General features: G+C 33.2%; 19 protein-coding genes and 1 pseudogene. 2 read left to right on the top strand and 18 right to left on the bottom strand.

What is annotated here, in order from left to right; genetic code table 11:
- Positions 1-21: 21 nt before the first annotated feature.
- The 13 genes from JHK64_RS01955 to miaA all read right to left on the bottom strand — a co-directional run bounded on the left by JHK64_RS01955 (position 22) and on the right by miaA (position 11696).
- Positions 22-1125 (bottom strand): NAD(P)/FAD-dependent oxidoreductase, encoded by a 1104-nt coding sequence (locus JHK64_RS01955; RefSeq protein WP_199567325.1) that lies wholly within the window; start codon positions 1123-1125, stop codon positions 22-24.
- Positions 1126-1135: 10 nt separating this feature from the next.
- Positions 1136-1924 (bottom strand): Nif3-like dinuclear metal center hexameric protein, encoded by a 789-nt coding sequence (locus JHK64_RS01950; protein WP_199567324.1) that lies wholly within the window; start codon positions 1922-1924, stop codon positions 1136-1138.
- Positions 1914-2600: a tRNA (adenine(22)-N(1))-methyltransferase gene (locus JHK64_RS01945; protein WP_199567323.1), complete on the bottom strand. Its 687-nt coding sequence runs from the start codon at positions 2598-2600 to the stop codon at positions 1914-1916. Before JHK64_RS01945 ends, JHK64_RS01950 begins: the two co-directional genes overlap by 11 nt.
- Positions 2587-3237 (bottom strand): endonuclease III, encoded by a 651-nt coding sequence (gene nth, locus JHK64_RS01940; protein WP_199567322.1) that lies wholly within the window; start codon positions 3235-3237, stop codon positions 2587-2589. The genes JHK64_RS01945 and nth overlap by 14 nt, the downstream gene beginning before the upstream one ends.
- The gene (locus JHK64_RS01935; protein ID WP_199567321.1) at positions 3237-3923 is read right to left on the bottom strand and encodes a DnaD domain-containing protein; all 687 of its coding nucleotides are present in this window, start codon (positions 3921-3923) and stop codon (positions 3237-3239) included. The genes nth and JHK64_RS01935 overlap by 1 nt, the downstream gene beginning before the upstream one ends.
- Positions 3924-3971: 48 nt before the next feature.
- Positions 3972-4484 carry an adenine phosphoribosyltransferase gene (locus JHK64_RS01930; RefSeq protein ID WP_199567320.1) on the bottom strand — a complete coding sequence of 171 codons (513 nt, stop codon included), beginning with the start codon at positions 4482-4484 and terminating at the stop codon, positions 3972-3974.
- Positions 4485-4566: 82 nt separating this feature from the next.
- Positions 4567-4929 carry a TIGR02328 family protein gene (locus JHK64_RS01925; protein WP_199567319.1) on the bottom strand — a complete coding sequence of 121 codons (363 nt, stop codon included), beginning with the start codon at positions 4927-4929 and terminating at the stop codon, positions 4567-4569.
- A gap of 1 nt (position 4930) precedes the next feature.
- Positions 4931-7132 carry a single-stranded-DNA-specific exonuclease RecJ gene (gene recJ / locus JHK64_RS01920; RefSeq protein WP_199567318.1) on the bottom strand — a complete coding sequence of 734 codons (2202 nt, stop codon included), beginning with the start codon at positions 7130-7132 and terminating at the stop codon, positions 4931-4933.
- The gene (locus JHK64_RS01915) at positions 7129-7899 is read right to left on the bottom strand and encodes an SDR family NAD(P)-dependent oxidoreductase (RefSeq protein ID WP_199567317.1); all 771 of its coding nucleotides are present in this window, start codon (positions 7897-7899) and stop codon (positions 7129-7131) included. The genes recJ and JHK64_RS01915 overlap by 4 nt, the downstream gene beginning before the upstream one ends.
- The gene (gene rnz, locus JHK64_RS01910; protein ID WP_199567316.1) at positions 7896-8828 is read right to left on the bottom strand and encodes a ribonuclease Z; all 933 of its coding nucleotides are present in this window, start codon (positions 8826-8828) and stop codon (positions 7896-7898) included. Before rnz ends, JHK64_RS01915 begins: the two co-directional genes overlap by 4 nt.
- A 27-nt stretch (positions 8829-8855) precedes the next feature.
- Positions 8856-9491 (bottom strand): cystathionine beta-lyase, encoded by a 636-nt coding sequence (locus JHK64_RS01905; protein ID WP_199567315.1) that lies wholly within the window; start codon positions 9489-9491, stop codon positions 8856-8858.
- Positions 9478-10725, bottom strand: coding sequence for a GTPase HflX (gene hflX, locus JHK64_RS01900; protein WP_199567314.1), 1248 nt, complete (start codon positions 10723-10725; stop codon positions 9478-9480). Before hflX ends, JHK64_RS01905 begins: the two co-directional genes overlap by 14 nt.
- 74 nt (positions 10726-10799) lie before the next feature.
- A complete protein-coding gene (gene miaA, locus JHK64_RS01895; RefSeq protein WP_199567313.1) occupies positions 10800-11696 on the bottom strand; it encodes a tRNA (adenosine(37)-N6)-dimethylallyltransferase MiaA in 897 nt (298 codons plus the stop codon).
- 69 nt (positions 11697-11765) lie between these two features.
- Between miaA and JHK64_RS01890 the strand changes: the two genes are divergently transcribed.
- Positions 11766-11942: a DUF3042 family protein gene (locus tag JHK64_RS01890; protein ID WP_199567312.1), complete on the top strand. Its 177-nt coding sequence runs from the start codon at positions 11766-11768 to the stop codon at positions 11940-11942.
- A 68-nt stretch (positions 11943-12010) separates the two neighbouring features.
- On the opposite strand, the gene trhO is transcribed toward JHK64_RS01890, so the two are convergent.
- Both trhO and JHK64_RS01880 read right to left on the bottom strand, forming a co-directional pair.
- On the bottom strand, positions 12011-12976 hold the full coding sequence (trhO, locus tag JHK64_RS01885; RefSeq protein ID WP_199567311.1) for an oxygen-dependent tRNA uridine(34) hydroxylase TrhO: 966 nt from the start codon (positions 12974-12976) through the stop codon (positions 12011-12013).
- A 596-nt stretch (positions 12977-13572) separates the two neighbouring features.
- Positions 13573-15711, bottom strand: coding sequence for a transglutaminase domain-containing protein (locus JHK64_RS01880; protein ID WP_199567310.1), 2139 nt, complete (start codon positions 15709-15711; stop codon positions 13573-13575).
- A 436-nt stretch (positions 15712-16147) separates the two neighbouring features.
- Between JHK64_RS01880 and ald the strand changes: the two genes are divergently transcribed.
- Positions 16148-17251, top strand: coding sequence for an alanine dehydrogenase (gene ald / locus JHK64_RS01875; RefSeq protein ID WP_199567309.1), 1104 nt, complete (start codon positions 16148-16150; stop codon positions 17249-17251).
- Between the two features lie 30 nt (positions 17252-17281).
- Here the strand turns inward: ald and addA are convergent, their stop codons facing one another.
- The 3 genes and pseudogenes from addA to JHK64_RS07560 form a co-directional block, all read right to left on the bottom strand.
- A complete protein-coding gene (addA, locus tag JHK64_RS01870; RefSeq protein ID WP_199567308.1) occupies positions 17282-20902 on the bottom strand; it encodes a helicase-exonuclease AddAB subunit AddA in 3621 nt (1206 codons plus the stop codon).
- The gene (rexB, locus tag JHK64_RS01865; protein ID WP_199567307.1) at positions 20899-24144 is read right to left on the bottom strand and encodes an ATP-dependent nuclease subunit B; all 3246 of its coding nucleotides are present in this window, start codon (positions 24142-24144) and stop codon (positions 20899-20901) included. Before rexB ends, addA begins: the two co-directional genes overlap by 4 nt.
- 93 nt (positions 24145-24237) lie before the next feature.
- Positions 24238-24456 (bottom strand): annotated as a pseudogene (locus JHK64_RS07560) (ABC transporter C-terminal domain-containing protein); the annotation flags it as partial.
- Positions 24457-24527 lie beyond the last annotated feature (71 nt).

The following is a 24527-nucleotide window of genomic DNA, read 5'->3' as shown; positions in this document are numbered from 1 at the left end:
CATTATTTAGTATTATTGTCATTATTCTTTCTGTTTTTGAATGTACTTTTCAATTGGATAATCAATCGGCTCCAGATCTAAAGTTTTTTCTAAAATTAATTGAACAAGTTGATAGGCAATTAATGGGCCCGTTGTTAAACCTGATGAGCCAAGCCCACTTGCTGCAAAAACATTTGGGAGCTGAGGAACTTGACCAAAAAAAGGAGAAAAATCACTGGTATAAGCTCTTGTTCCAACTCTTATTTCAGTTTTATCAGCTTGATTTAATGCAGTAAAATAAGTTAAAGCTTCTTTTTCGATTGTATCAAGAATACTTTTATCTTCTGATAAATCATAGCCCATATCATTTTCATGACTAGCACCTACACTCACTTTTCCATCAGGAAATGGAATAATATCAGCTTCACCTTCAGGCATTAAGACAGGGTAATGATTGAAAATATTTTTTGAAAAATAATAATCCCTTAGTTGTCCTTTTTGAGGTCTAACATCAACCTGATACCCAAGTGGTTCAAGAATAGAAGGTAACCAAGCCCCACTAGCTAAAATAACCTTGTCAAAAACGATACCATTAATCATGTACTGCTGATTTTCTGTTATCTCAAGACTTACCTTTTGATGGATAATTGTAATTTTGTGGGTATTTTGAAGAGTTTTTACCAATTTTCCTCCATCAACCCTAGCACCACCAGAAGCAAATAAGGTTTTTTTGAAACCTGATAAGTAAGGGTAATCCTCTTTTAAGTCATCAAAAGATTTTAAGGTTATTTCTCCAATTAAAGGCGCTTCTTGTTTTCGAATGTTAGCCAACTCAAAAAGTTCCCCAAGTTTTTCTTCTTTTTTCTTAAATAAAAAGACTCCCGATTGTTCATAGAAGTCATTTTTAATCCTATCATTTTCTAAATCTTGAAGTAATTTCTGGTAGAAATCAGCACCTAGACGTGCCATTTTATACCAAGCTTTATTACGTCTTTTAGAAAACCAAGGACTGATAATACCTGCAGCAGCCTTTGTTGCTTGACCTTTTTCATCGTCAAACAAAAAAACGGAGATTTCTTTTTCTTTGGCTAAATAATAGGCGGCAGTTGAACCAACTATGCCACCACCAATAATGGCAATTTTCATCTTAGAACTCCTACAAATGATAAAACGGATTAGTATTAGCTTGACTTTCAATAAAATCAACTTCCCAATCGTTTTCTTTCTTCCAAGCTTCAAATTTTTCATGTAATTTTTTAACAAATAAGACTTCAATATGATGTCCCGGATCAATTGCTAAAAGGCCATCTGTTAACATTTCTTGGGCTGTGTGATAGTAGATGTCACCAGTAATATAAACTTGAGCACCCTTAGCAATAGCTTCAGGATAAAAGCTCTGACCACTGCCACCGCAAATGGCAAGGCGAGATATCATTTGATTATCATTGCCATAGCTAATCAAACGCACACTATCTAAATGAAACACACTGGCAATTTTCTTAGCTAAGTCCTCAAAAGGCATTGGCGAAATAGTGCCAATACGGCCGATGCCAAATCCTTCTTTGCTTTCACTTAAATAGCTTGTTTCATGGATGTCTAATAAGTCACAAAACCAATCATTTAGTCCACCATCAACCACATCGATATTAGTATGACTAACGTACACGGCAATATCATGTTTTACCAGGTCAAGATAAATATTATTTTTTGGATTAGCGACAAGATTGACTAAGGGTTTAAAAATCGGAGCATGTTTTACAATTAACAGGTCAATATTTTTAGAAATAGCCTCTTTAACAGTAGCTTCTCTGACATCAAGTGCTATCATCACTTTAGAGACGTCCTTATCTAAACAACCAATTTGAAGACCAGAAATATCTCCCTCAAGTGATAAGTCTTGAGGACAAAACGCTTCATAACGATCAATAATAGCTTCAGCTTTCATTTAGAATCTCCTTAATCATTTCTATTTTTCTAGACAATTGTTCTCTTTCATTTTGATAATTTTCTGGAATTTGTTTCAAAGCAGTTAATAATTTTTTTTGCTCTTTTTGCCATTTTTTTATAAAAACAGGTGATTTTTCCTTAGAAAGAAAAGGGCCAAATTGTTTTTCTTTTTGTGTGATGTTTGATATGCCTGGTTTTACAACAATAATTTCATAAATTTTATCATTTTCTTCAAGAATTTTCTCTGCTGTAATCGTAAACTGATTTGCTACTAACCAATCTCTAAGTTCCTCTTCACGATTATTAGGTTGTAATATTAACTGTGAAATAGTGGATAGTTTTTCTTTTCCATTTTCTAAAATAGTTGAAATCAAGCGCCCGCCCATTCCACAAATGGTGATAACTGAGACATAATCATTATCTTCTAAGGCTTCAAGTCCATCAGCCAATCTGACAGTGATTTGTTTGTCGAGTTGATGTGCTTTAACATTTGATAAAGCTGATTGATATGGACCATGAACGACTTCACCAGCTATTGCACTACTAATTTTTTTATGTTGCAAAAGATAAATCGGTAGATAAGCATGGTCGCTTCCAACATCAAGAAGCTTGCTACCTAAAGGTACCAAGCTTGCGACTTCTTTTAAACGTTGTGATAGATTAAGTTCTTCCATAAGTTTCCTTATAATATTTGCAATAACTTTGAACAGGACAAATGTCACATTTAGGATTTTTAGCCAGACAATGATAGCGACCAAAGAAGATTAAACGATGATGAGTTACAATCCAATCTTTTTTAGGAACTTTTTTCATTAAATCTTGTTCAATTTCCACAACATCTGCCGTTGGTGAGGAAATATTTAACCTTTTTGCTATTCTTGCAACATGCGTATCAACAGCAATAGCCGGTATTTTGTAAATTTCTGCCAAGGTGACATTAGCTGTTTTTCGACCTACACCGGGTAAACTTTCTAATTCTTTGTGTGTTTTTGGTAGTTGACCATCAAATGTCTCAAGAATTAATTGCGCTGTTTTAATAATATTTTTTGCCTTTGTTTTATAAAGGCCGATATGTTTGATGTAACTTTCAACCTCACTAACCTCAGCACTAGCTAAATCTTCAATCTGAGGATAGCGTTGCCACAAATTTGGTGTCACTTTATTAACCGCTTTATCAGTTGTTTGAGCTGATAAAATAACAGCAACTAATAACTGAAAAGGAGTATTATAGGTTAATTCACCGTGGGCATCTGGAAAAAGGTCACCAATAATAGCCAGAACTTTTTTTAAGCGTTCTTTACCAATTCTCATCAATCACTCCATAAATTTAAAGCTGTCTTAAAATCATCTGAGATGGCAACGTTTTTAGGGTCTGCTTCTTCTCTTGCTTTTCGTCTTTCTTCCACTTGACGAACAGTTGTTATACCTTCTCTACGCCAATTTCTAAGAATTGCTTGAATGTATTTCCAGTTGGTTTTACCATTAAACACAGCCTCCTTTAGGGCTGCAAGAATAATTTCTGGATCAGTATTATCATCATTAACTAATTTAGTTAAATCTTCCAGTTCAAAAGGACTAAGCAAGCGACCAAGTTCTTGTTCAAAGCTTTCTACTAAAGGTTTAATAACGTTAACCGATTCTTGTTCTTGAGGTTTATTCGAAAAACTTTCTTGTGTTTGAAAGAGATCATCTAATTTTTTTAAAGCTGGCGTTGCATCAAACATAATCTCGCTATCACCTGCTAATTCGATGGTTCTAATTTCTAATAATTCAGCTTTTTTCAAATTAGAAATAGACCGATTAACATCAGCAACAGTTTTACCAATCGCTTTAGCGATATGACTTGGAGCTATTTCTTCAATTTTTGATGTGTTTTGCAGATAGAAAAATTGCCAAACCAAATAATCATCAACATTTTCGAAAATGTGATGAAAGTGAAATAATAAATCACTTGGTAGAACCAAAATCCCTGAATCAAAGGCTTTTGAAAAACTCATGATATCTCAATCCTTTACTCTTATTAGCAAATAATATTGTTATGATGATTAAAAATGCATCAAAACCTTGTAATCATAATCGCCAATAGCTTCTCTTCCTTTTAAATCATCTAATTCGATTAAAAAGGCACAACCGGCAACAATACCACCCATTTTTTCAATTAACTCGATAGTTGCTTTAACTGTTCCACCAGTGGCTAATAAATCATCAACAATTAATACTCTTTGCCCTGGTTTAATCGCATCTGCATGCATGGTAAGAGTATCAATACCATATTCTTTTTCATAATCTGCTGAAACAACTTCGCGTGGTAATTTACCTGGTTTACGAACTGGTGCAAAACCAATACCAAGTTCAAAAGCGACTGGACAGCCAACAATAAAACCACGTGCTTCTGGACCAACAATCATATCGATTTTTTTATCAGTCGCATACTGAACGATATCACGTATAGCATAGCTATATGCATTTCCGTCAGCCATTAGAGGACTAATATCTCTAAATTCAATTCCTTCTTTAGGGTAATCTTTAATCGTTGCAATATAATCTTTTAAATTCATTTTTAATCTTTCTAGGGCATCTGCCAAAAAATAGTTTACATTGTATTATATCATGAAATAAGTAAATGGTAAATTTATCACTTTATAAAATGATTTCTTTCTTTGCTAAGTTAGTTAAGCATTCATGAAGATAAGTGTCATCATGCTCAGGATAAATTGGTTGTGTAAGAAGCACTTCTTCTAAACTCTTGTAAGCTTGTGTATTCTTACCTCTGTATAGGGGATTAAGCCATAGTTTGTCAGGTTTATAACCTCTCTTAATCATTTCATTCATGATAAGTTGATGGTATTGAAACAATTTGTAAGGACTGTGACTAAAAACATAATTGACCGTTGCATGTTTTTTACCCCAGCCAGAACCACGTAAGGCTGCACATTCTCTATGCTGTCCCAAAAGTTGTTGTCTCGGTAATTTTTCAATCAAGGATTCATGCCATAATCTCATCTTAATCTCCTTTCAAATACTGATAGATTTCTTCCGGAGTTCCTAGTGCCATCAATGATTGAAATGCCACTGTTTTTTTCAAATCTTGATAAATGTGACTTTCAGAAATATCCCTCTTTTGAGCCGTTTTATTGACAGTCATTACGCCATCATCGATAGTGACAAAGCCAAGTTCTTCAAAAATTTGTATCATCTTAATGAGCAGTAATTTTGGAATCGTTAAATAGTCAGAAAGCTGATTTAATTTGTGACGAATGTCAAAACTTTCAAATTGGAAAATCGTTTTATAAAGGTGGGTAAACTGCTCTCTTGTTCCAAATCCTGATAGATAGTAAGGATGTTTAATCGTATTTTTGAAATATATTGCTTCAAATTCTCTGTTAGTAAAAAGAGTTTTTAATCTTGCTTCATTTTCTGGAATATCAGCAATAAGGACAACAGAACTTTTTTTGTCTTCATCAATCGTCGGAATATTTTCAGGGAAATAGGCATTTTTTGCTCTGATATCAATCAGTTGGACACCATTTACTCTAGCATCAACCAACATGAGTTGAATAGAGGTATTGCCATTCCATTTATTAACAGATAAAGTGGTTACCATCTCAATGTTTTGTAACTGTTGAAATTCTTGAGCTAAATGTCCTAAATGAAAGGCAACAACATCACATTCAACACCATCTTGAGTGACTCTTAATTTAAGATGACTATTAGCTGCACCCATTGTTCTTGCTGTTTTAACAGCAAAATCCTTTAGTATGAAACAGGGTTTCTTATTATCCATCCCAAAAGGAGCCAGTTTATCAAAGCTTTTTAAAAGTGAAAAATCAATATCAGATAGACTAAGAAAGCCATCAATAGAAAGATTGTTTTTTTGAGGGCCTTCAATATGATTGGCAATCATATCATCACGAACTGCTTTTGAAAGGGTAGCTATTTGACTTGTTTCAATGGTCATACCAGCAGCTCCACTGTGTCCTCCAAAAGCAACAAATAATTGACGATTTTTATTGAGAGCTTCAAACAAGTTAAAACTATCTGGACTTCTACCACTACCTTTTGCATAATCACCATCAATGGTTAAGACAATAACAGGCTGACAAATTTGTTCCAAGATACGACCAGCAACAATACCTAAAACACCTGGATGCCATCCTTTTTTAGCCAAAATTTGAATAGGTTGAGAGTTATCAACCATGAGCATTGCTTCATCATAGATAGATTGAACCAAGGTTTTTCTTTCTTCATTTTTAGCTTGAATCATTAAAGCGATTTGCTGAGTTTCTTCTTCATCAAAGCCAGTTAGTAATTCAATAGCTGGATTTGGGTCATCTAATCTTCCAAGGGCATTAAGTTGTGGTGCTAAGATAAAACCAATTGTTTCTTCGTTGATACTCTCTTTTTCGACATTTGCTAGGTTTAATAAATCTAATAGGCCTAAACGCTCGGTATCTTTTAAGACTTTTAATCCCATTTTAACAAGTGTTCTATTTTCGCCCGTTAAACTAACCATATCAGCAATAGTACCAATCGCCACTAAATCAAGTAATTCAGCAGGAATTGTTTCTAAAAGAGCACAGGCTAGTTTAAAAGCCACCCCACAACCTGCTAGATATTTAAAGGGATAATCTGCACCTTGATGTTCTGGGTGAATAATAGCATAGGCATCTGGTAATTCAGGTGGCATACTATGGTGATCGGTAACGATGACATCAACACCCATTTCATTAGCATAGGTAATTGCCTCGTGGCCTGAAACACCATTATCAACCGTAACAATGAGATTAACCTTTTCTTGTTCAATATAATATTGATAAACACTTTTATTTGGTCCATATCCGTCGACAAAACGGTTTGGCAAATAGATAATACTCTCTGCTCCCAATGCTTCAAAGGTTTCTTTTAAAATAGAAGCTGCGGTCATACCATCAGCATCATAATCCCCGTAAACAAGAATTTTTTCATTCATTTCAACAGCCTGTCGAATCCTATCGACTGCTTTTTTCATATCATTTAATAAAAAGGGATCGTGCAATTGTGATATATCAGTTGATAGAAAATCATCAAGCTGCTCTTTCGTTTGAATCCCTCTACGATAAAGAATTTGACTAGTAATCTCATCAATGCCTTCTTTTTTTAGAAGGTCACTATTATCAAAATTAAGCTCTTTTTTGGGTAATAGCCAATTATATTTTGGTGCAATCATTTAAAATTAAAAACCTTCCTTGCTAACATATCAGATAGTTTCGGGAATAAAACATAGCATTTATGGGCTATATTTAAAAGTAGAGGGAGATTGATGTCACGTTTATTTTTTCCCATGTTCTTAATGATTTTTTGAGCAACAACATCAGGCTTTAAGGTAAATTTTTCTACCGTTTTTAAATAACTTCCTGAAGGATCTGCTCTATCAAAGAAATTGGTTTCAATTGGACCAGGATTAACCGTTGTAACATAAACATTGTCTTTAGCGAGTTCTAGACGAAGGGCATTTGAAAAACCAATCACAGCAAACTTTGTTGCAGAATAAATACTTGACTTGTTTGAGGCAATAAGCCCTGCCATACTTGCGATATTAATAATATGTCCTTGCTTTTTTTGAGCCATTTTTTGTCCAACTAATTTTGAAAATTGAATGGTGGCAAAAGTATTGACATCAAACATTTCACGCATTTCATCAGCAGTAAAATCGGTAAAATCCTTAAATTCACCAAAACCAGCATTATTTATCATGATATCAATTCGACCAAACTGGTCGTATATGTCATCCACCATATCACTAATTGCCTTGTCGTCACGTATATCAAGTGACTTAAAAAAGTAATTTTCTGATGACCCATAAATGGTTTGTAATTTCTCTTTTTGGCGACTTAGCAAAATCAACTGGTCGTTAGTTGGTAGTTGTTTAACGATTGATTGTGCCAAACCACCACTGGCACCTGTGATAACAATCACTCTTTTTGTTGTATTCATTTGATAATAATCTCTTCTAAATCTTTCACCACATGTGTGTTTTCAAAAATCGTTTTGGCATCTTTTTCTAATTGGCGAATATCTTTTGATAAGAATCGTGCACTCACGTGATTCAATAATAATTGTTTTGCTCCTGCTTCTTTTGCAACCTGTGCGGCTTGCATATTAGTAGAATGAGCATGATTTTTTGCAATTTTTTCATCACCTTTACCATAGGTTGACTCATGAACAAGAACATCAGCCCCCACGGCTAAACGAACACTAGCGTCTGTTTTTCTTGTATCTCCTAAAATAGTGATAATTTTTCCTTTTTTAGGGGCAGATAAATAGTCTTTCGCATGAATTATTCGACCATCTGATAAGGTAACATCTTGACCATTTTTTAATTGACCAAACAAGGGACCAAACGGAACCCCTGCTTTTTTTAAACCTTCAGCATCTAATGTGCCTTCTAAATCTTTTTGCATGACTCGATAGCCAATACTAAGAATGCTGTGATCGAGCTTTTCAGCAAAAACGATAAATTTATCGGATTCAAAAATCTTTCCTAGTTGCTTTTCTTCTAATTCGTGAAAGTGAATTCGGTAGGGTAGGCGTGAACCAGTCACGCGTAAACTAGATAAGACATAACTTCTAATCCCAACAGGACCAAAAATATCAATATCAGTTTGTTCATCATTTGCCTGAAAGGATCGACTTGATAAAAAACCAGGAAGACCAAGCACATGGTCACCATGTAGGTGACTAATAAATATTTTTCGTACTTTTCTAGGTTTGATGGTTGTTTCTAAAATTTGTCTTTGGGTCCCTTCGCCACAATCAAACATCCAAATCTCATTAATTTCATCAAGCAATTTTAAAACGAGACTTGATACATTTCTTGATTTTGAAGGTTGTCCGGCACTAGTGCCTAAAAATTGAATTTCCATATGTTTTCTATACTTTCTAATCTCTAACTATTCTTGTTCAACATAAATAATCACTTGTCTTTGCTTAAATTGATAATATTTTTTTCCTAAATAATCATTTGCTGCTTCTAATAATTCATCTTCATTAAAACTTGAAATTTGGATGATATTGTTTTTAAGTTGTTTAATATCTGTCACTAAAAACCTTGTTTGACAGATGATTTCAGGATCTGTTTCATCAAACTCTTTTGCCATCATTTTAATCTGATTATTTTCTACAAATACTTTATAGTGAGGAAAAAGTTGTGCTATTTGTAATAATAATTTCTCAGTAATTTCAGCAGGTTTTTCGCTAAAAACTTGGGCTATTTCTTGGTCATTTTCATAAGCAAACCCATAAGCCTTGCCTTTTAAGTTCAATCTAATAAAGGGATTTTTTTCGACAAAGCTTGGCTTATCATCAAATAATTGAAGCGCTAAACTCAGTTGAAAATAATAATCGGTCGCTGCTTTAGGGGATTGTTTTTGATAAATCTCAGCAAAGTAAGCATTAATAACACTCGGCGGTGGCGTAATAAAACGCATGACTTCTTTTTCATCCATCGTGTTAAAAAGATGGGTCAAGTAATGTTGATCAAGACTGGTAAAACCACCGTAAGTCATTGCTAATTTAAGATAATCCATGATAGAATTCCTCTAGTTTCCATTTGTTTTTTGGAGAAATATAGCCTTTAACAACTTTTGTACCATCTTCTAACTCTTTTTCTTCTAAAAGAGCTAGTTGACTCAACTCAAATAATTGGTAACTGTTTTCTGGTTTAATGGTCATATCAAAAGATTGAAATTGCTTTTTAATGTCATCAATAATAACCGAACGAATTGTAGTTGAAGCGTTTGGTGATTTGGCAGAAATCATCACTCTTGGATGAAGATTTGGTACAAAATTTTCTACCAAATCCATTTTGTTGTAAACAGCTAAGCGAGGTATTTTAGCCATATCAAGCTCTTTTAATAAATCTAGGACAATCTTTTCTTGTTCAAGATGATTGGGGTCGCTAGCATCAATCACGTGGAGTAATAAATCTACTTGACGACTTTCTTCAAGGGTTGATTTGAAAGCGGCAACCAGCTCTGTTGGTAAATCTTGAATGAAACCTACAGTATCTGTTAGTGTTGCTTGAAATCTGTCTTTCAGATAAATTTGTTTTGTTGAAGCATCAAGAGTTGCAAATAGTTCATTAGCTTCATAATGACTGTTGTCAGTCAAAAGATTCATTATGGTTGACTTACCAGCATTGGTGTAGCCAATCAAACCAATATTAAATGAAGATGATGCTACCCTTTTTTCTCTAATCGTTTCTCTATTTTTAGCAACAATTTTTAATTTTCTTTCAATATCATTAATTTGATTTCTGATGGAACGTCTATTCAATTCGAGTTGACTTTCTCCTGGTCCTCGACTTCCAATACCACCAGCTTGACGGCTTAGCATAATGCCTTGTCCAACTAATCTAGGTAAAAGATACTTTAATTGAGCCAATTGTACTTGTAGTTTTCCTTCATGGCTTCTTGCTCTCATCGCAAAAATGTCAAGAATTAACTGCATGCGATCGATAACTTTAACACCAAGTTTTGTTTCAAGATTAATATTTTGTCTAGGTGTTAAACGATTATTAACAATGACAGTATCAATTTCCTGCGCATCAATGAGTTGTTTAATCTCTTCTAGTTTACCTTTTCCGATAAAAGTGGTACTGTCATATCTTTCTCTGTTTTGTAGAAGACTATCAATAACCAAAGCACCCGCAGTCTGAGCTAATTGTTCTAACTCAAGCATTGACATTAAAATATTAGTATCACTTGGCAAGGATACACTTAATAAAATAACCCGTTCTTGCTCTTTTTTGGTTTCAAACATTAGTTGTCTCCTCTCTTTAATCATCTTTTTATTATACCATAAAATCACTGTTAAAATCTAACTAAAAAGAGGCTTTATTCGGCCTCTTTTTGACTTAAAAATATTTTAACGTTTTGATCAATAATATCAAAAACATTATCTTCATTCACTTGAAAGAAGGTAACACCCATTCTATTTTTAAACCAGGTTAACTGTCTTTTTGCAAATCGTCGAGTGTTTTGTTTTAATTGATTGATGGCTTCTTCTAGTGATACCTTCCCTTCAAAATAAGGGAAAAATTCCTTGTAGCCAATTCCTTTTGTAGCTTGGCTATTTGGATAGTTATCATAAAGCCATTTTGCTTCTTCTAGTATTCCTTCTGACATCATCTTATCAACACGATGATTGATACGTTCATATAGTTTTTCTCTATCATCATTTAAACCAATAATCAAGCTATCATATTGTGGTGGTTGATTTTCTAGATTTTTACCAAATTTAGCAATTTCTAGGCTTCTAATCGCTCTTCTGCGATTTAATTCACGAATCTGCAATTTTTCCTTTTCAACTAATGAAAAGAGAAGCTCATCTCTCAAGTCTTCTAAGTACTTACGATAGTCATTAACTTCTTTTTGATTCATATATCCACCAAGATGATAGCCCTCTAATAAACTTTGAAGATAAAGACCAGTTCCACCTACAATGATTGGAACTTTTCCTTTTTCGACAATAATATCAATGGCTTTTTTAGCCTCAGAAACAAAATCAAAAACAGAATAATTATCTGTGACATCAACCATGTCAATCAGATAATGAGGAGCCTCTTCTTGTTCTTTTTTAGTAACTTTTGCTGTACCGATATTAAGATGACGATAGACTTGTTGGCTATCACCACTAATGATTTCACCATTGTATTTTTTAGCAATTTGAATCCCTAGAGCTGTTTTTCCAATCGCTGTTGGACCGAGGATAACAATAATTTTTGTTTTCATACCTTTTCCTTGAATTTTTAGGCTTTTTTCGTTAGTATATATTATAACATAAGAAAAAGGAGAATCCCTATGTCTAAAAATTATAGTTTCTTGAAAGGCTTAGCAACCGGTGTTGTTGGTACTTTAGCAACCGTTGCTGGTGCTGTATTTGCAGTTAAAAAAACCATTATTGAACCGGAAGAAAAAAAAGCTGCCTTCATTGAAGAAAATCGTAAAAAAGCAGCTCGCAGACGCGTCTCACGTTAAGTAAGACACTTGAACATAAAAACAGGATTCTCTGGAATCCTGTTTTTTTATAATTTTTGTATCATCCTTTAAGCTGTTACTTCTAACGATTCACCAATCTTGTTAAGTGCTTCTTCCCACTCTTGTCTAGTTAAACCATTTTCAGTAATGTAGCGATTTTTTTCATGACGACGGCACTCTTTAGAGCAACCACGTAAGTATTTGTCTTCATTTTCTTTAGACGTTAATATCTGACGGTTACAAAATGGGTTACCACAATTAACATAGCGTTCACAAGGTGTCCCGTCAAACCAGTCAACACCAACAATTTTAGGATCTACTTGATTGATTGGAACAGCAATGCGTTCATCAAAAACATACATCTGTCCATCCCAAAGCTCACCTTTAACTTCTGGGTCTTTACCGTAAGTAGTAATACCACCATGTAATTGACCAACTTCTTCAAAACCTTCACGTAATAGCCAGCCAGAGAATTTTTCACAACGAACACCACCAGTACAGTAAGTGACAATTTTTTTATCCATGAATTTTTCTTTATTGTCTCTAATCCATTTTGGTAATTCTCTAAAGTTTCTGATTTCTGGTCTAACAGAACCACGAAAATGACCCAGGTCATACTCATAATCATTACGAGCATCGATAACGACTGTGTCCTCATCAAGAATGGCTTCTTTAAATTCTTTTGGTGAAAGATATTTCCCAGTCAATTTCAAAGGATTAACATCATCTTCTAGTCCTAGATGGACAATTTCACGTTTGTAACGAACAAACATCTTTTTAAAGGCATCTGTTCTTTCTTCATCATACTTAAACCACAAATCAGCAAAACGTTCATCACTATGAACATAGTCCATATATTTTTGAGTGGTTTCATAATCACCTGAAACAGTACCATTGATACCCTCATCAGAAATAATGATGCGACCCTTTAAACCAATGCTCTTACAAAAAGCTAAATGTTCTTTTACATATTCTTGTGCGTTCTCAATTGGTGTGTATTTATAGTAAAGTAATACTCTTATTTTATCTGACAAAATATTCTCCCCATTCATTTAGATAATTACTTAGCAGTATACCTTTTTTTACGAGATATGGCAACTTCTTGAAATTTAAGAGTTATTAAAAAAATATCCCTATATCCTTTAATTTAAAATCGTATACTAATTTTTTTACGGGAATTTCTTTAAAAAGTAATATTGAGCAGAAACATAAACATAATACTTTACAATTCAAGTACAAATAAGTCTTTTTGTATTTCTGTTTAAAATTAACATCCATGCTTCCTCTTATTAGAAATTGTATAGCTCTTAACTTTTCATCTTACTTGGAATTATTTGATAATGTCATATTAAAAAGATTAATTTAGATTTCGAAAACCTTGATAATAAGTCCATCATACCATGACATAAATTGTCAGATGTTTCTTCTTGGAAAGCCTTAAAAATTGCATATTATTCTTTTTCATTTTTACTCCTAGTTATGAGTTCTTACTAATAGACAAAAGCTAAGGCTTCTATGTAAGCCTTAGCTTTATATAATGATAAACTAAAATTAAAAATATTTAACTTATAAAAGTTACAAACGAGTTAGAGCTTTATTTTATTCACTATCTAAACAGATTAACAATATTCTATCGATAATTTGAAATAAAGTTTGGAACAATATATCTTTTCTCATCTTGTGTATGTGAGCTTGTCAAGATTTCATCATCATGTGAAAGATTAAAATACTCTTCTTGCCTACTAGGATCGTCATGATCATTCCATGTTATATCAAAGTAACGCCATTCCCCATCAATTTTAACAGCATTCCAAGCATGACCAGCATTTTGATCGCCATTAACATAGCCAGTAACAGTAATCACTTCTAAACCAGCTTTTTTTGCCATATAATTAAACGTTTGAGCATAACTAATACATACCCCTAAATGCTCAACACTAATTCCATAGGCATGGTAGGCATCTGCAAAATCACTATCTAATAACCAACTACCCTTACCTTGTTTAAAAGCTTCATAGTCGTATTCTGAGTTTGAAATAATGTATTGGTTAATAGCTCTTGCCTTCTCTATTTCTGTCATTCCTTCTGTAATGATTTCAGAAACAGCTTTATCTAAAACATCACGAATTTCTTTAGTTTTTTTGTTTCTAGTCTCTTTATCTAGATCATAATATGACACTAATATTTTTGAATTATCTGCAGACAATTGTACATTTCGAATATGTGGAATCGTTGGATTTTGGTATTCAATTTCTGAAATAACATCATTAATGAAAGAAGTATCGACAGCTTCAGTAAACTGAGAAATATCAATATAGTCATTACCAGAAATCATGTGAGCTGCCAAATATTCTCCCAGTGCAGTTGTTGAAAAAATCTTATCTTCAACTTCAACATAACCAGAAGCAAGTTTACTTTTGATATTTGATTCATCAAACTGTGAGTAATCAAAAGTATTACTTGAAATACCTGTTTTTTGATTTTGTTTTTCAGCTTTTTTATTAAATGTCTTAATATCTTTAGCAACCTCTTTTTCATCATAAGATTTAACCTTTAAAGAATCGCTAAATTTAGTTCCTTTAATCTTATAATAAACCAAAAAAGTATCGAATTTGCTTACACTTGTTTCTTCAGGAATTATCTCTATTGGAAACATTTTGGTTGATCCATCCGCCATTGTAATTGGTGTTGTGGTAGGTAAATCAGTTATTTTTTCAAATGGCTTGTTAAGTGGATATAAGAATCTTGAAGTATAGTAGGCGATTTTAACGGGTAATTTATCATTAATATCTCTGTTTGAAATCATATTTGAAAAAGCAGATTGGTTTTGCTTGTTGACAGCTACAACAGTGATAAATGTAGCATCATTGTAGGCATTAATCTTTTCTGTATCACTTCTTTTAAGCTCTGTTTCAGCAGCACTAGACTCATCTAATAAATAATCTTCAAGTCCTATATCATAATTAATAAAAGCTTCGTTTTGACTAGATCTTGAAAAAGATTGTTCTATTTGAGAGGAATCCCACTCAGTTTTAGTTGTTGTGCCAATTATTATTGGATGAGATCTAACATTTAATCCACCCTTATCATCTCGGTGACCACTTACATAATTTCTAATAATATAGTATTCGGAAGCATTCTCTACTTCATTCCATGTTAGTTTTAGCAAACCATCATCATCAATTTGATAATTAATATAGGGTGCTTGTAACTCATCTTCACTGTGATCAATTTTGTAAATTTGAACAGTTGGTTTTTTTAATAGTTTACCTGTTTCTAGATCATTATAAGTCACAAGGTATAAAATATTTAACCTTCCCCAATCATTATTTCCTGTAGCAGTTATTTTTTTACTTTCATCTGCTCTATTAGACATGATAACTTCATTATCCGCGAAAATTTTGAGTTTCCCAGCATAATCGTCTCTTTCAAAACTTGCTCTACCTGAACCATCTATATAATTTATCTTCAATCCATAATCCGTGTAAATACCAACTGGTATATTTGTACTATATGATTTCGTCACTTGGTGTTCTTCAAAATCAGCAAATGGTGCTAAAGTCCATTCAGTTTTTTTCATGATATCTAATTCAATAGCATCCGTTGCTTTAATTGTTTTTATTTCTGGAATAATTTCATACTGACTATCTTTTTGGTATTTTGCAATTAATTCTGTTGTTGCCTTTTGATTTCCTTGGTTTACATTACTTCCTTGTTGGCAACCTGAAATTCCTAGGATTGCCAAACAAGTTATAATGAAAGTAAACATTTTTCTTCTCATAAGATATCACCTTTCTTTTAATAAAATAATTTGACTTTTGACATTAGCACTTTGTTTTTTAGTTAACTTTCATTGATTAATGACTCTACTAAAAACTATTCCTCTTCTTTTGATATAACTAAAACTAATAACCAACTCTTTTTTCTTTAGATAAATTTAGCGCCTCCAGTTCTTTAAAGTATCTTAACCATAATAACTATTCTTGTTTTAAAACAAAAATTTAAAATAACAACACTAATTAAAAATACAATTTTTTATCGTTTAACGTAATCTTCAATTTCACTTACCTTTATTATACTCTTTTTTATTACATTTTTATAGCTGGATTAAACGAAATTATAGGTTTTTTGTTGACTGATTTCTCAGATAGTGTAAAATATGTAAATGAAGAATTATTTATATAAAAGATTGAAAGGATGAGACTATGATTATCGGTGTTCCAAAAGAAATTAAAATTCATGAAAACCGTGTAGGTTTAACACCTGCTGGTGTTCTATCCTTAAAACAAAACGGCCATGAAGTGCTTATCGAAACAAATGCAGGTTTAGGATCTGGTTTTACTAATGAGGAATATATTGAGCAGGGGGCCAAAATTGTTGATTCTGCTGAGGAAGCTTGGGATGTTGACCTTGTTATTAAAGTTAAAGAACCTCTTAAAGAAGAGTATGCTTTTTTCAAAGAAGGTCTTATCCTTTTTACCTACCTTCACCTAGCCCCTGCCCCTGAATTAACAAAAGCTCTCCTAGATAGCAACATTATTGCAATTGCTTATGAAACTGTTGAAAAAGAAGGTCTCTTGCCTCTACTTAATCCAATGAGTGAGGTTGCTGGACGTATGGCAGTACAAATTGGTACTCACTACCTTACAAAAATAAATGATGGTCTTGGTATTCTAATTGGTGGGGTCCCTGGCGTTAAAAAAGGAAAAGTTGTGATTATAGGTGGTGGTGTCGTTGGTACCAATGCAGCTCAAATGGCTGTTGGCTTAGGTGCTGATGTGACCATTTTAGATGTTAATCCTAAACGTTTAGCTGAATTAAACACACAATTTGGTAATAGCATTCAAACTTTGATGTCAAACCCACTTAATATCGCTAAAGAAGTTAAGGAAGCCGATCTTCTTATTGGGGCCGTTTTAATTCCAGGTGCACGCGCTCCTAAACTTGTAACAAGTGATATGATTTCTTCGATGAAAAAAGGGTCAGTCGTCATTGATGTTGCCGTTGACCAAGGTGGTATCATTGAAACTGCCGATCATTCAACCACTCATGATGAACCTGTTTATGTGGTGAATGCTGTTACCCACTACGCTGTTGCCAACATGCCTGGTGCTGTTCCAAGAACATCAACTATCGCACTAACCAATGTGACTCTTCCTTATGCTATTGAAATTGCAAATAAGGGTGTTGAACAAGCAATAAAAGATAATAAAGCACTTTATAAGGGTGTTAATATCTACCGTGGTCTTTTAACAAATGAGTCTGTGGCTAAATCCCTTGACTTATTCTATTCAGAATTAAAGTTATAATATAAAAGAAGTTGCTCAAGCAACTTCTTTTTAATATTTAACGACTTCTAAGGTTTCTCCACCTAATAAGACTAAGTACTTTTCAATTGTTTCAATCTGATAAGATTTTTGAAGTGCTTTGGCATAGAGACTCAGCTGTTCTTGATAACGTTGTTTAATAACCTCAGCATCTTGATACTTGTCTGTTTTATAATCAAACAAAATAATTCTATCATTCCATTTGATAAAGCCATCTATAATACCTCTAATAACAAAAGGTTCTTGACTTAAAGGATCTATTTCTAACATAGCAAAAGGTGCTTCGCGGTATAATTTATCAGGATTTTTAATGATAAGTTGACCAAGTTCTGTTGTAAAAAAGCTTAGAATTTTTGCAATGTCAATTTTTGCTTTAACAGCATCAGAAGCATCAACATAGGTAAGTGTTTCTTTAACAAGTTCAGTTGTTAGCTCTTCTGTGATTGGTAAGCGTTGCATCAATTCATGTACTGCAGAACCTATCTCAGTTGCTGTGACATTTTTTTGATTTGAAAAATCAGGAAAACTAAAATCAACAGCTGGTTGATATTTTGTCATTACTGCCATCTCACTGTTTTGCATAATCGGTTCATAAAAAGCTTTTATTTGACTTGGTGTTTTAACCATTGGTAGATTGATAGCTGCTTCATATTGTTTATTTAGTTTATCTACATTTTCCATGATGTCAAGTGCTCGTTTGATCTCCTGGCTTTGACGATTATGTTCTAAATCATTTATAGGAATTGGATTTGCCTGTTTGATTTGACCAATTTTATCTGGTGTTAGTTCTGATTGTTCTACAAATTGAACCTTAACAGTTTTTGAAGTATTGGGAAAGGCTTCTTTAACTGCTAAGACCCAATCCTGAAAACTGGCAAAACGTTCTCTACTTGAGGTTGTTAATTTACCATTTTTTTCCTGTCCATCAAAACGATTAGTTAATTTTTCTTGGCTTCCTTTACCAATCAGATAAAGTTTTTTCTCAGCACGCGTCATAGCAACATAAAGTAAACGCATTTGTTCTGATAAACTAGCCAAGGTTAATTCTTGCTGATTTTGTTGATAAGCTAATGTTTTCATTGAAACTAAAAGATGAGGTAATGGTGTCTTATTACCAAATTCTTCTTTCATATCAGCTAAGAATTTGATGCCAATACCATTGTCGCGACTTAAAATCATCGATGCTGTTTCATCTCTTTTGTCAAAGCGTTTATCCATATTGAGAATAAATACGTATGGAAATTGTAGTCCTTTACTTTTATGAATGGTCATTAGGCTAACAGCTTCTTTTGGTGCTACCACTTCTACATCAGCTAAGTCATTTTCGGTTTCAATAATCTTATCAATCATTCTAATAAAACGAGATAGACCTTTAAAACCAGTTGTTTCAAATTGATCTGCTCTGGTTGTTAAAGCATAAAGATTGGCTTGTCTTTGCTCACCATTTGGTAAGAGACCAACATAGTCATAGTAATGACGGTCTTGGTAGATTTTCCAAATCAAATCATACAATCCATGCGTTTTTGTATAGTGACGCCATGACTCTAAGGTTTGATAAAATCGTTTTAGTTTTTGATAATCTTTTTCTCTGATTAATTCAGGATAAGCCCCTTTTTTATTAAGTGCTAGTAAGAGTTTCTCATATAAATAAGACTTATCTTTATTGCTTTTTCCTTGAAGTGAAATCCGTGTCATTTCATCTTCGTCAAAAGAAAACATTGGTGATCTTAAAAGAGCGACAAGGGCATAATCATTTAAGGGATTATCAATGACTCTTAAGGTATCTAACATGACCATAACTTCAACAGATTGAAGATAATGTTGCTCACCACCATCAGAAACAAGAGGAATACCGTGCTTTTCAAAACTTCTTATAATGGCATTGTTACGTGTTCTAGATGATACAAGAAGCGTAATGTCATTAAAAGAAACATTTTTCTCATTTCTAAGTCTAATAATTTCTTTTGCTACCAGTTCAACTTCAAAAACAGTTAAATCATCATTATCAGTTTCATCTAAACTACTGTCTGTATCATAGATTAAAAGTTCTGTCTGATTTTCTTCACTAGCTAACAACTGTTCTTTACTACCTCCTAAGAGGCTATGTGTGTCATTATAGTCAATGTCTCCAACTTTTTCATCCATTAACCGTCTAAAGATAGCATTTGTCGCATCTAGTACTTCCATTTGACTACGGAAATTCTCCTTGAGTAAAATGAGACGACCATTTGCTGGATTTTGTTGATAATCTTTAAATTTTTGATTGAAAATTTGTGGATCGGCCTGACGAAAACGATAAATCGATTGCTTGATGTCACCTACCATAAAGCGATTATGACCAGAAGATAACAATTCTAGCATTTTTTCTTGACTATGGTTAGTATCTTGGTATTCATCAACCATAACTTCATGGTATTTTTTTTGAAAGCTATGACGAACATACTCATTTTCTTCCAAAAGCTGAATGGCAAAATGACTGATATCAGCAAATTCAAAAGCATTTTCAAATTTTTTACGCATCAAGTAGTCAGAATGAAAATCAATCATGAAATCTTTTAAAAGTGCAATTAAAGGTAAGGCTTGTTCTTGATAACGAATAATTGTTTCAATATATTTGAATTGATTGATAAATTGGTGTAACGAAGCATATAGACTATATTTTTGCCCAGCAATAGTCACTTCATTTCCAGCTGGTAATAATGCCTCAATCGTTAGGGCCAACTTCGAAAAATCAATGCTATTATAATCATTTTCCACTTCATAGGCTGACTCTCTTAAAGCAGTAAAAAGCTTTTGATGTTTTTTGTAGACAGCTGTGGGAGTTCCTTGCTTGGTAGTTTGCTTGTATTCTGGTAAAAGTGTTAAATCCTCCAGTTGATTAGCAACACTGTACATTTCTTCTATAAATTTTTCAATAACAGTACTTGGTAAATCATGGATGCTGACATATTTTTTAGTACCCTTATCAAACGTCAAATTTAGCCACTGGATGGGATCGCTTGTAGATTGGATAAATTGATGAATGGCGTCAATCACTTGGTAAAATCCCTTAGTATCTTTTCTTTGCCCAGAAAAATTAGTGACTAATTTCTGGAACAAGCTAGCCTTATCACCAGTCATATATTTCTCAAATAAAGCGTCAAAAACATCATGCTTTAAAATATCTTGCTCACTTTTATCTTGCAAAATACGAAATTGTGGTGAAATACCTAATAAATAGCCATATTGACTAACTACTTTTTGAGTAAAAGCATCCATTGTCCCAATATCAGCATGTTGGAGTGCTGCAATTTGTAAAGACAAGTGTCTGCGACTCTCATTATCAATACTTTCCTTTATTTCCTTTGTTAATTTTGTTTCCAATCTCTCTTTTAATTCATTTGCAGCCTTAACTGTAAAAGTGGAAATAAAGAGTTCTTCAATCCCGATACCTCTTTTAAGTTTATCAAGAATACGTTCAACCATGACAAAGGTTTTTCCAGAACCAGCAGAGGCTGAGACCAAGATATTTTGACCGTTGCTATATATGGCTTCTATTTGTTCGCTTGTTCTTTTTTGCTGTTTATCAGAAACTTTTTCTTGATTTTGCAATGTTCTTATCTGATCTTCTGTTAAAAAGGGAAGCTGCTTCATTTCTCAATCTCTCCTTTCATTTGTTCTAGAATCAATTGCTGTTGACTAGCGCGTGGAAAAGTTTTCAATTGCCGAGCATTTGATAAATGCTGATTTGCTTCAAAACGTGTAATGGCTTTAAACTGATCGCCAGCAACTGACTTATTGTCTTTTGTGTATGGATTAATAGCATAATGTCCTGATAAAATTTTCTTTGCCGCTTCTTTGTACAGTTTTTCATTATAAGCTATCATAATCTCTAAATCATTTTCTGAAAAAGTGGAGCGTTTATTGGCATAGAGTTGGCTTAATTCTTGACTTTTTTCTTCTACAAATAATCCTTTATACTTTAATTCTTCAACGGATTTAGATAAAACATCTTCAAGAGATTTCGTTTGATCAAGTGAAAGGATTGGATTTTTCATATGGAGATACATAGCGCCAAAAATACTTGTTATTTGCTCAAATTCCTTAGCACTTCTTAATGCAGCTATATAAGTGATAAGTTGCGGGCTTAAGCGATTGTAAAAATCAGCTAAATTGAATTTTTTATCGCTTGATTTATAATCAACCACGCCATAACTATCCGTTTTTGAAAAATAATCTAGTCTATCAATTTTTCCTTTAATATTAACCAATCTACCATCACCCAAGTCAAGAGTATTTTGATTATCAGCTCCAAAAACAAGTTCCTGAGCTATCACGTCAATAGCAGGATTATCTTTTAAAACAACAGCTGTTTCTTTAGCAATATCAAGTAAAACAGCTTTTGAAAACTCACTTTTCGTATCTTGTTGATAAAGAGACATAAAAATAGGTTCAAGACTCACTTTGTTAATGGCTAAAGACAATTTGTCATCAAAGTGATTAGAACTCTTATCAGCCATCAGTAATTCAAAAATACGATGTAGAAAATTACCATGTTGACTGGCATCGGGATGAATGGAAGCTTGTTCTTTTAGACCAAGAACATATTTCAAAAAATACTTATATTCATTCTCATAAAAGTCAGTTAAAGCTGACGCAGATAATTGCAACTGCTTGTCTTTTGGAAACTTAATCGCTAAAGTATCCTTTGCTAAAGGAGCAACATGTAAATCCTCGTTTGGACTAGGCAAAAATAGATCTTCTTTTGCTAGTTTTTTCTTCAAAACACGAACAGCAACTGACCAAAAAGTCCTCTCATCTTTACTCAAATCTTCTTTTTGAATGTCCTCTTGATAAAAATCAACCAAACGGTTTAATAAACCACTATAACTTCCCAAATCATCAGGATTGATAGTTGTTAGGTCTTTATTTTTTTCAATAACAGGAAGCCCTATCTGTTTAAGGACTTGTAAGTATGGGGATGACATTTCTTGACTGTCATTTATTATGCTTGGGCTAGAAAGAACCAATTCTTTTGTAGCAGCATTAAGAAGAGATAGAGCGACAAGATGATTTTTTTTCATCATTTCTTGACTTGGAATATCAAAGCGAGCTATTTTTTTGACACTTTGATTAATGGCCAGTCTCTCTTCATCTGTAATAAGACTTGTATTTTTAGATGCTTTTGGGAAATGAGATTGGCTAAGACCAATAGCAAATACAAATTGATTGGTATGAGGTTCTATTAGATCAAATGATTTCACATTAACAACATCTAACGTAGCAGGTACTATACGATAATTGGCAGATAACATCCCAATCTTAAGAAAACTTAGAAAAGAAGCTAAATCCAATTTATCATTTTCAAATATGAGTTGGAATTGTTCTAAGATGTGAGTGAAAGTCTTCCAAACTTCTTGATGTTTCTCCGCTTCTTCTTGGGTTGAGGTCTTTGCAATATTTTCTAAATGCCAATCTAGTTGGACATCTTTTAACAGCGTCATGAGGTTATCTAGTAATCCTTTTGCAGTTTTACTTTGACTATTAAAAAAATGAAGTAAAGGTGACATCACTCGGTGTCTAATGTCATTTATTTTTTCAAGATCAAATTGTCCTGCATTATCATAGATAAATTGACGAGAAAAAGCAGCCTTTCCTTTAATATCAGCATAATTAATGTATTTCTCAAAAAGATCACGTTCCATTTGTGAAAACTGACCAAATAGACCTGACTTGAGAAGATTAAGAAGATCTTCTGCCCTAAAACGATAACGTTTCAATCGCTCAAGTGCATCAATAAAATGAACAAGAGGATGATGGCTCATTGACTCTGGTTTTGAAAGATAAAAGGGAATCTGATACTTATCAAAAATAGTTTTAATATAAAGATGATAACTATCAACATCTCCTAAGAGGACTAAAATATCCTTATAACGATAACCTTCGTGAAGTTTTGACCGAATCGCCTTTGCGACTTGTTCTACTTCTTCTTTTTGATGAGAGACTTCCCAGATAGTAACTGGAGAGTCGTTTGAAATTGCTAATTCTAGAGGCGTTTTGGAGAAATCATAATAACTCTCAACTGTTCGTGAGAGATTGGCAAAAAAAGTTTCTGAGGTCTTTGCAATATATTCTGGTTTCACCAAAAATAAAGACGCCAAGTGTCTTAGAAAATCAACACCAGCTTGATAGATATTACCTTCTGAATAGTTAGAACGATAGGCTTTTTGACTGGCATAAGTTCCAATAATAATCTCACTAGTCTTTTCTTCTAATCGCTGAATAAGCAATTCTTCTTCAGCAGAAAATCTTGTAAAACCATCAATAACAAGCACAACATCGGCTAAAGCCTTATCAAGGAAACCAGATGCCACTTGGTTTGAAAAAAGACTGATTGGAGAAATACTTTCAAAATGATTATTGTTAAGCTCTTCTTCTAAAGCAGTAAAAATCTTTGATAAGTCTTGAAATTTTAGATTATCTAGCTCAGTTAGTTCTAATAAACTCATATTGGCTGTCTTTAGTTCTTGATATAGATTGACTAACTGATCAATAAAATTGGGATCTTTCTTTAAAAGGCCATAAATAGGTAAATCCTCTTCAGAAAATTGTGATAAGGTTTTTTGAAAAAGCATAAAAAGACCAATATCATCAATACTGGTCGACTTAACCGTATTATTAAGGGTAAAATAACGCGCCATTTGCGTAAAACGTGTAATCGTAATAGCAAAGGAAGCTTGTTCAGGTAGTAGGCTAAGAACTAGCCGTTCCTTTTCAAAGGACAGAGAGTTTGGCGCAATATAAAAAACCCTTTTCCCTTTTAACGCATATTCATGAGCTTTTTTTGCTAAAATACCAGACATGTCATTATAAATATCAGTGTATAATAATTTCATTTCTCCACCCATCTCTCACTTTCTTAGTTAATATTATAACAAAAAAGCCCATCAAGTGGGCTGAAATAGTTATGAAAAGATATAACAAAACATTTATTGACTCAATTGACTGAGATAATCATAACGCTCATATTTTTCAAGAAGGTCTTCATTATTTTCGTCTAGTTCTTTTTGAAGTTTAGCTAATTGACTATAGTCACTAGAAGCCTCGAGCATTTGTTTTTCTATTTGAGTAATACTTTCTTCAAGTTGTTCTATAGCGTCTTCAATCGTTTCCCATTCCTGTTTTTCAAAGTAAGACATTCTCTTTTTAACAGTTTCTGGCTTACTATCTGATTTTGTTTTTGATGCCACTTTTTTTTGCTGTTCTTCTTTTAAACGAA

Origin of the sequence: Streptococcus zalophi (assembly GCF_016481285.1) — a bacterium.
Taxonomy (GTDB): domain Bacteria; phylum Bacillota; class Bacilli; order Lactobacillales; family Streptococcaceae; genus Streptococcus; species Streptococcus zalophi.
Note: the sequence above shows the minus strand (reverse complement) of the source record. Positions and strands in the feature narration are given on the sequence as shown.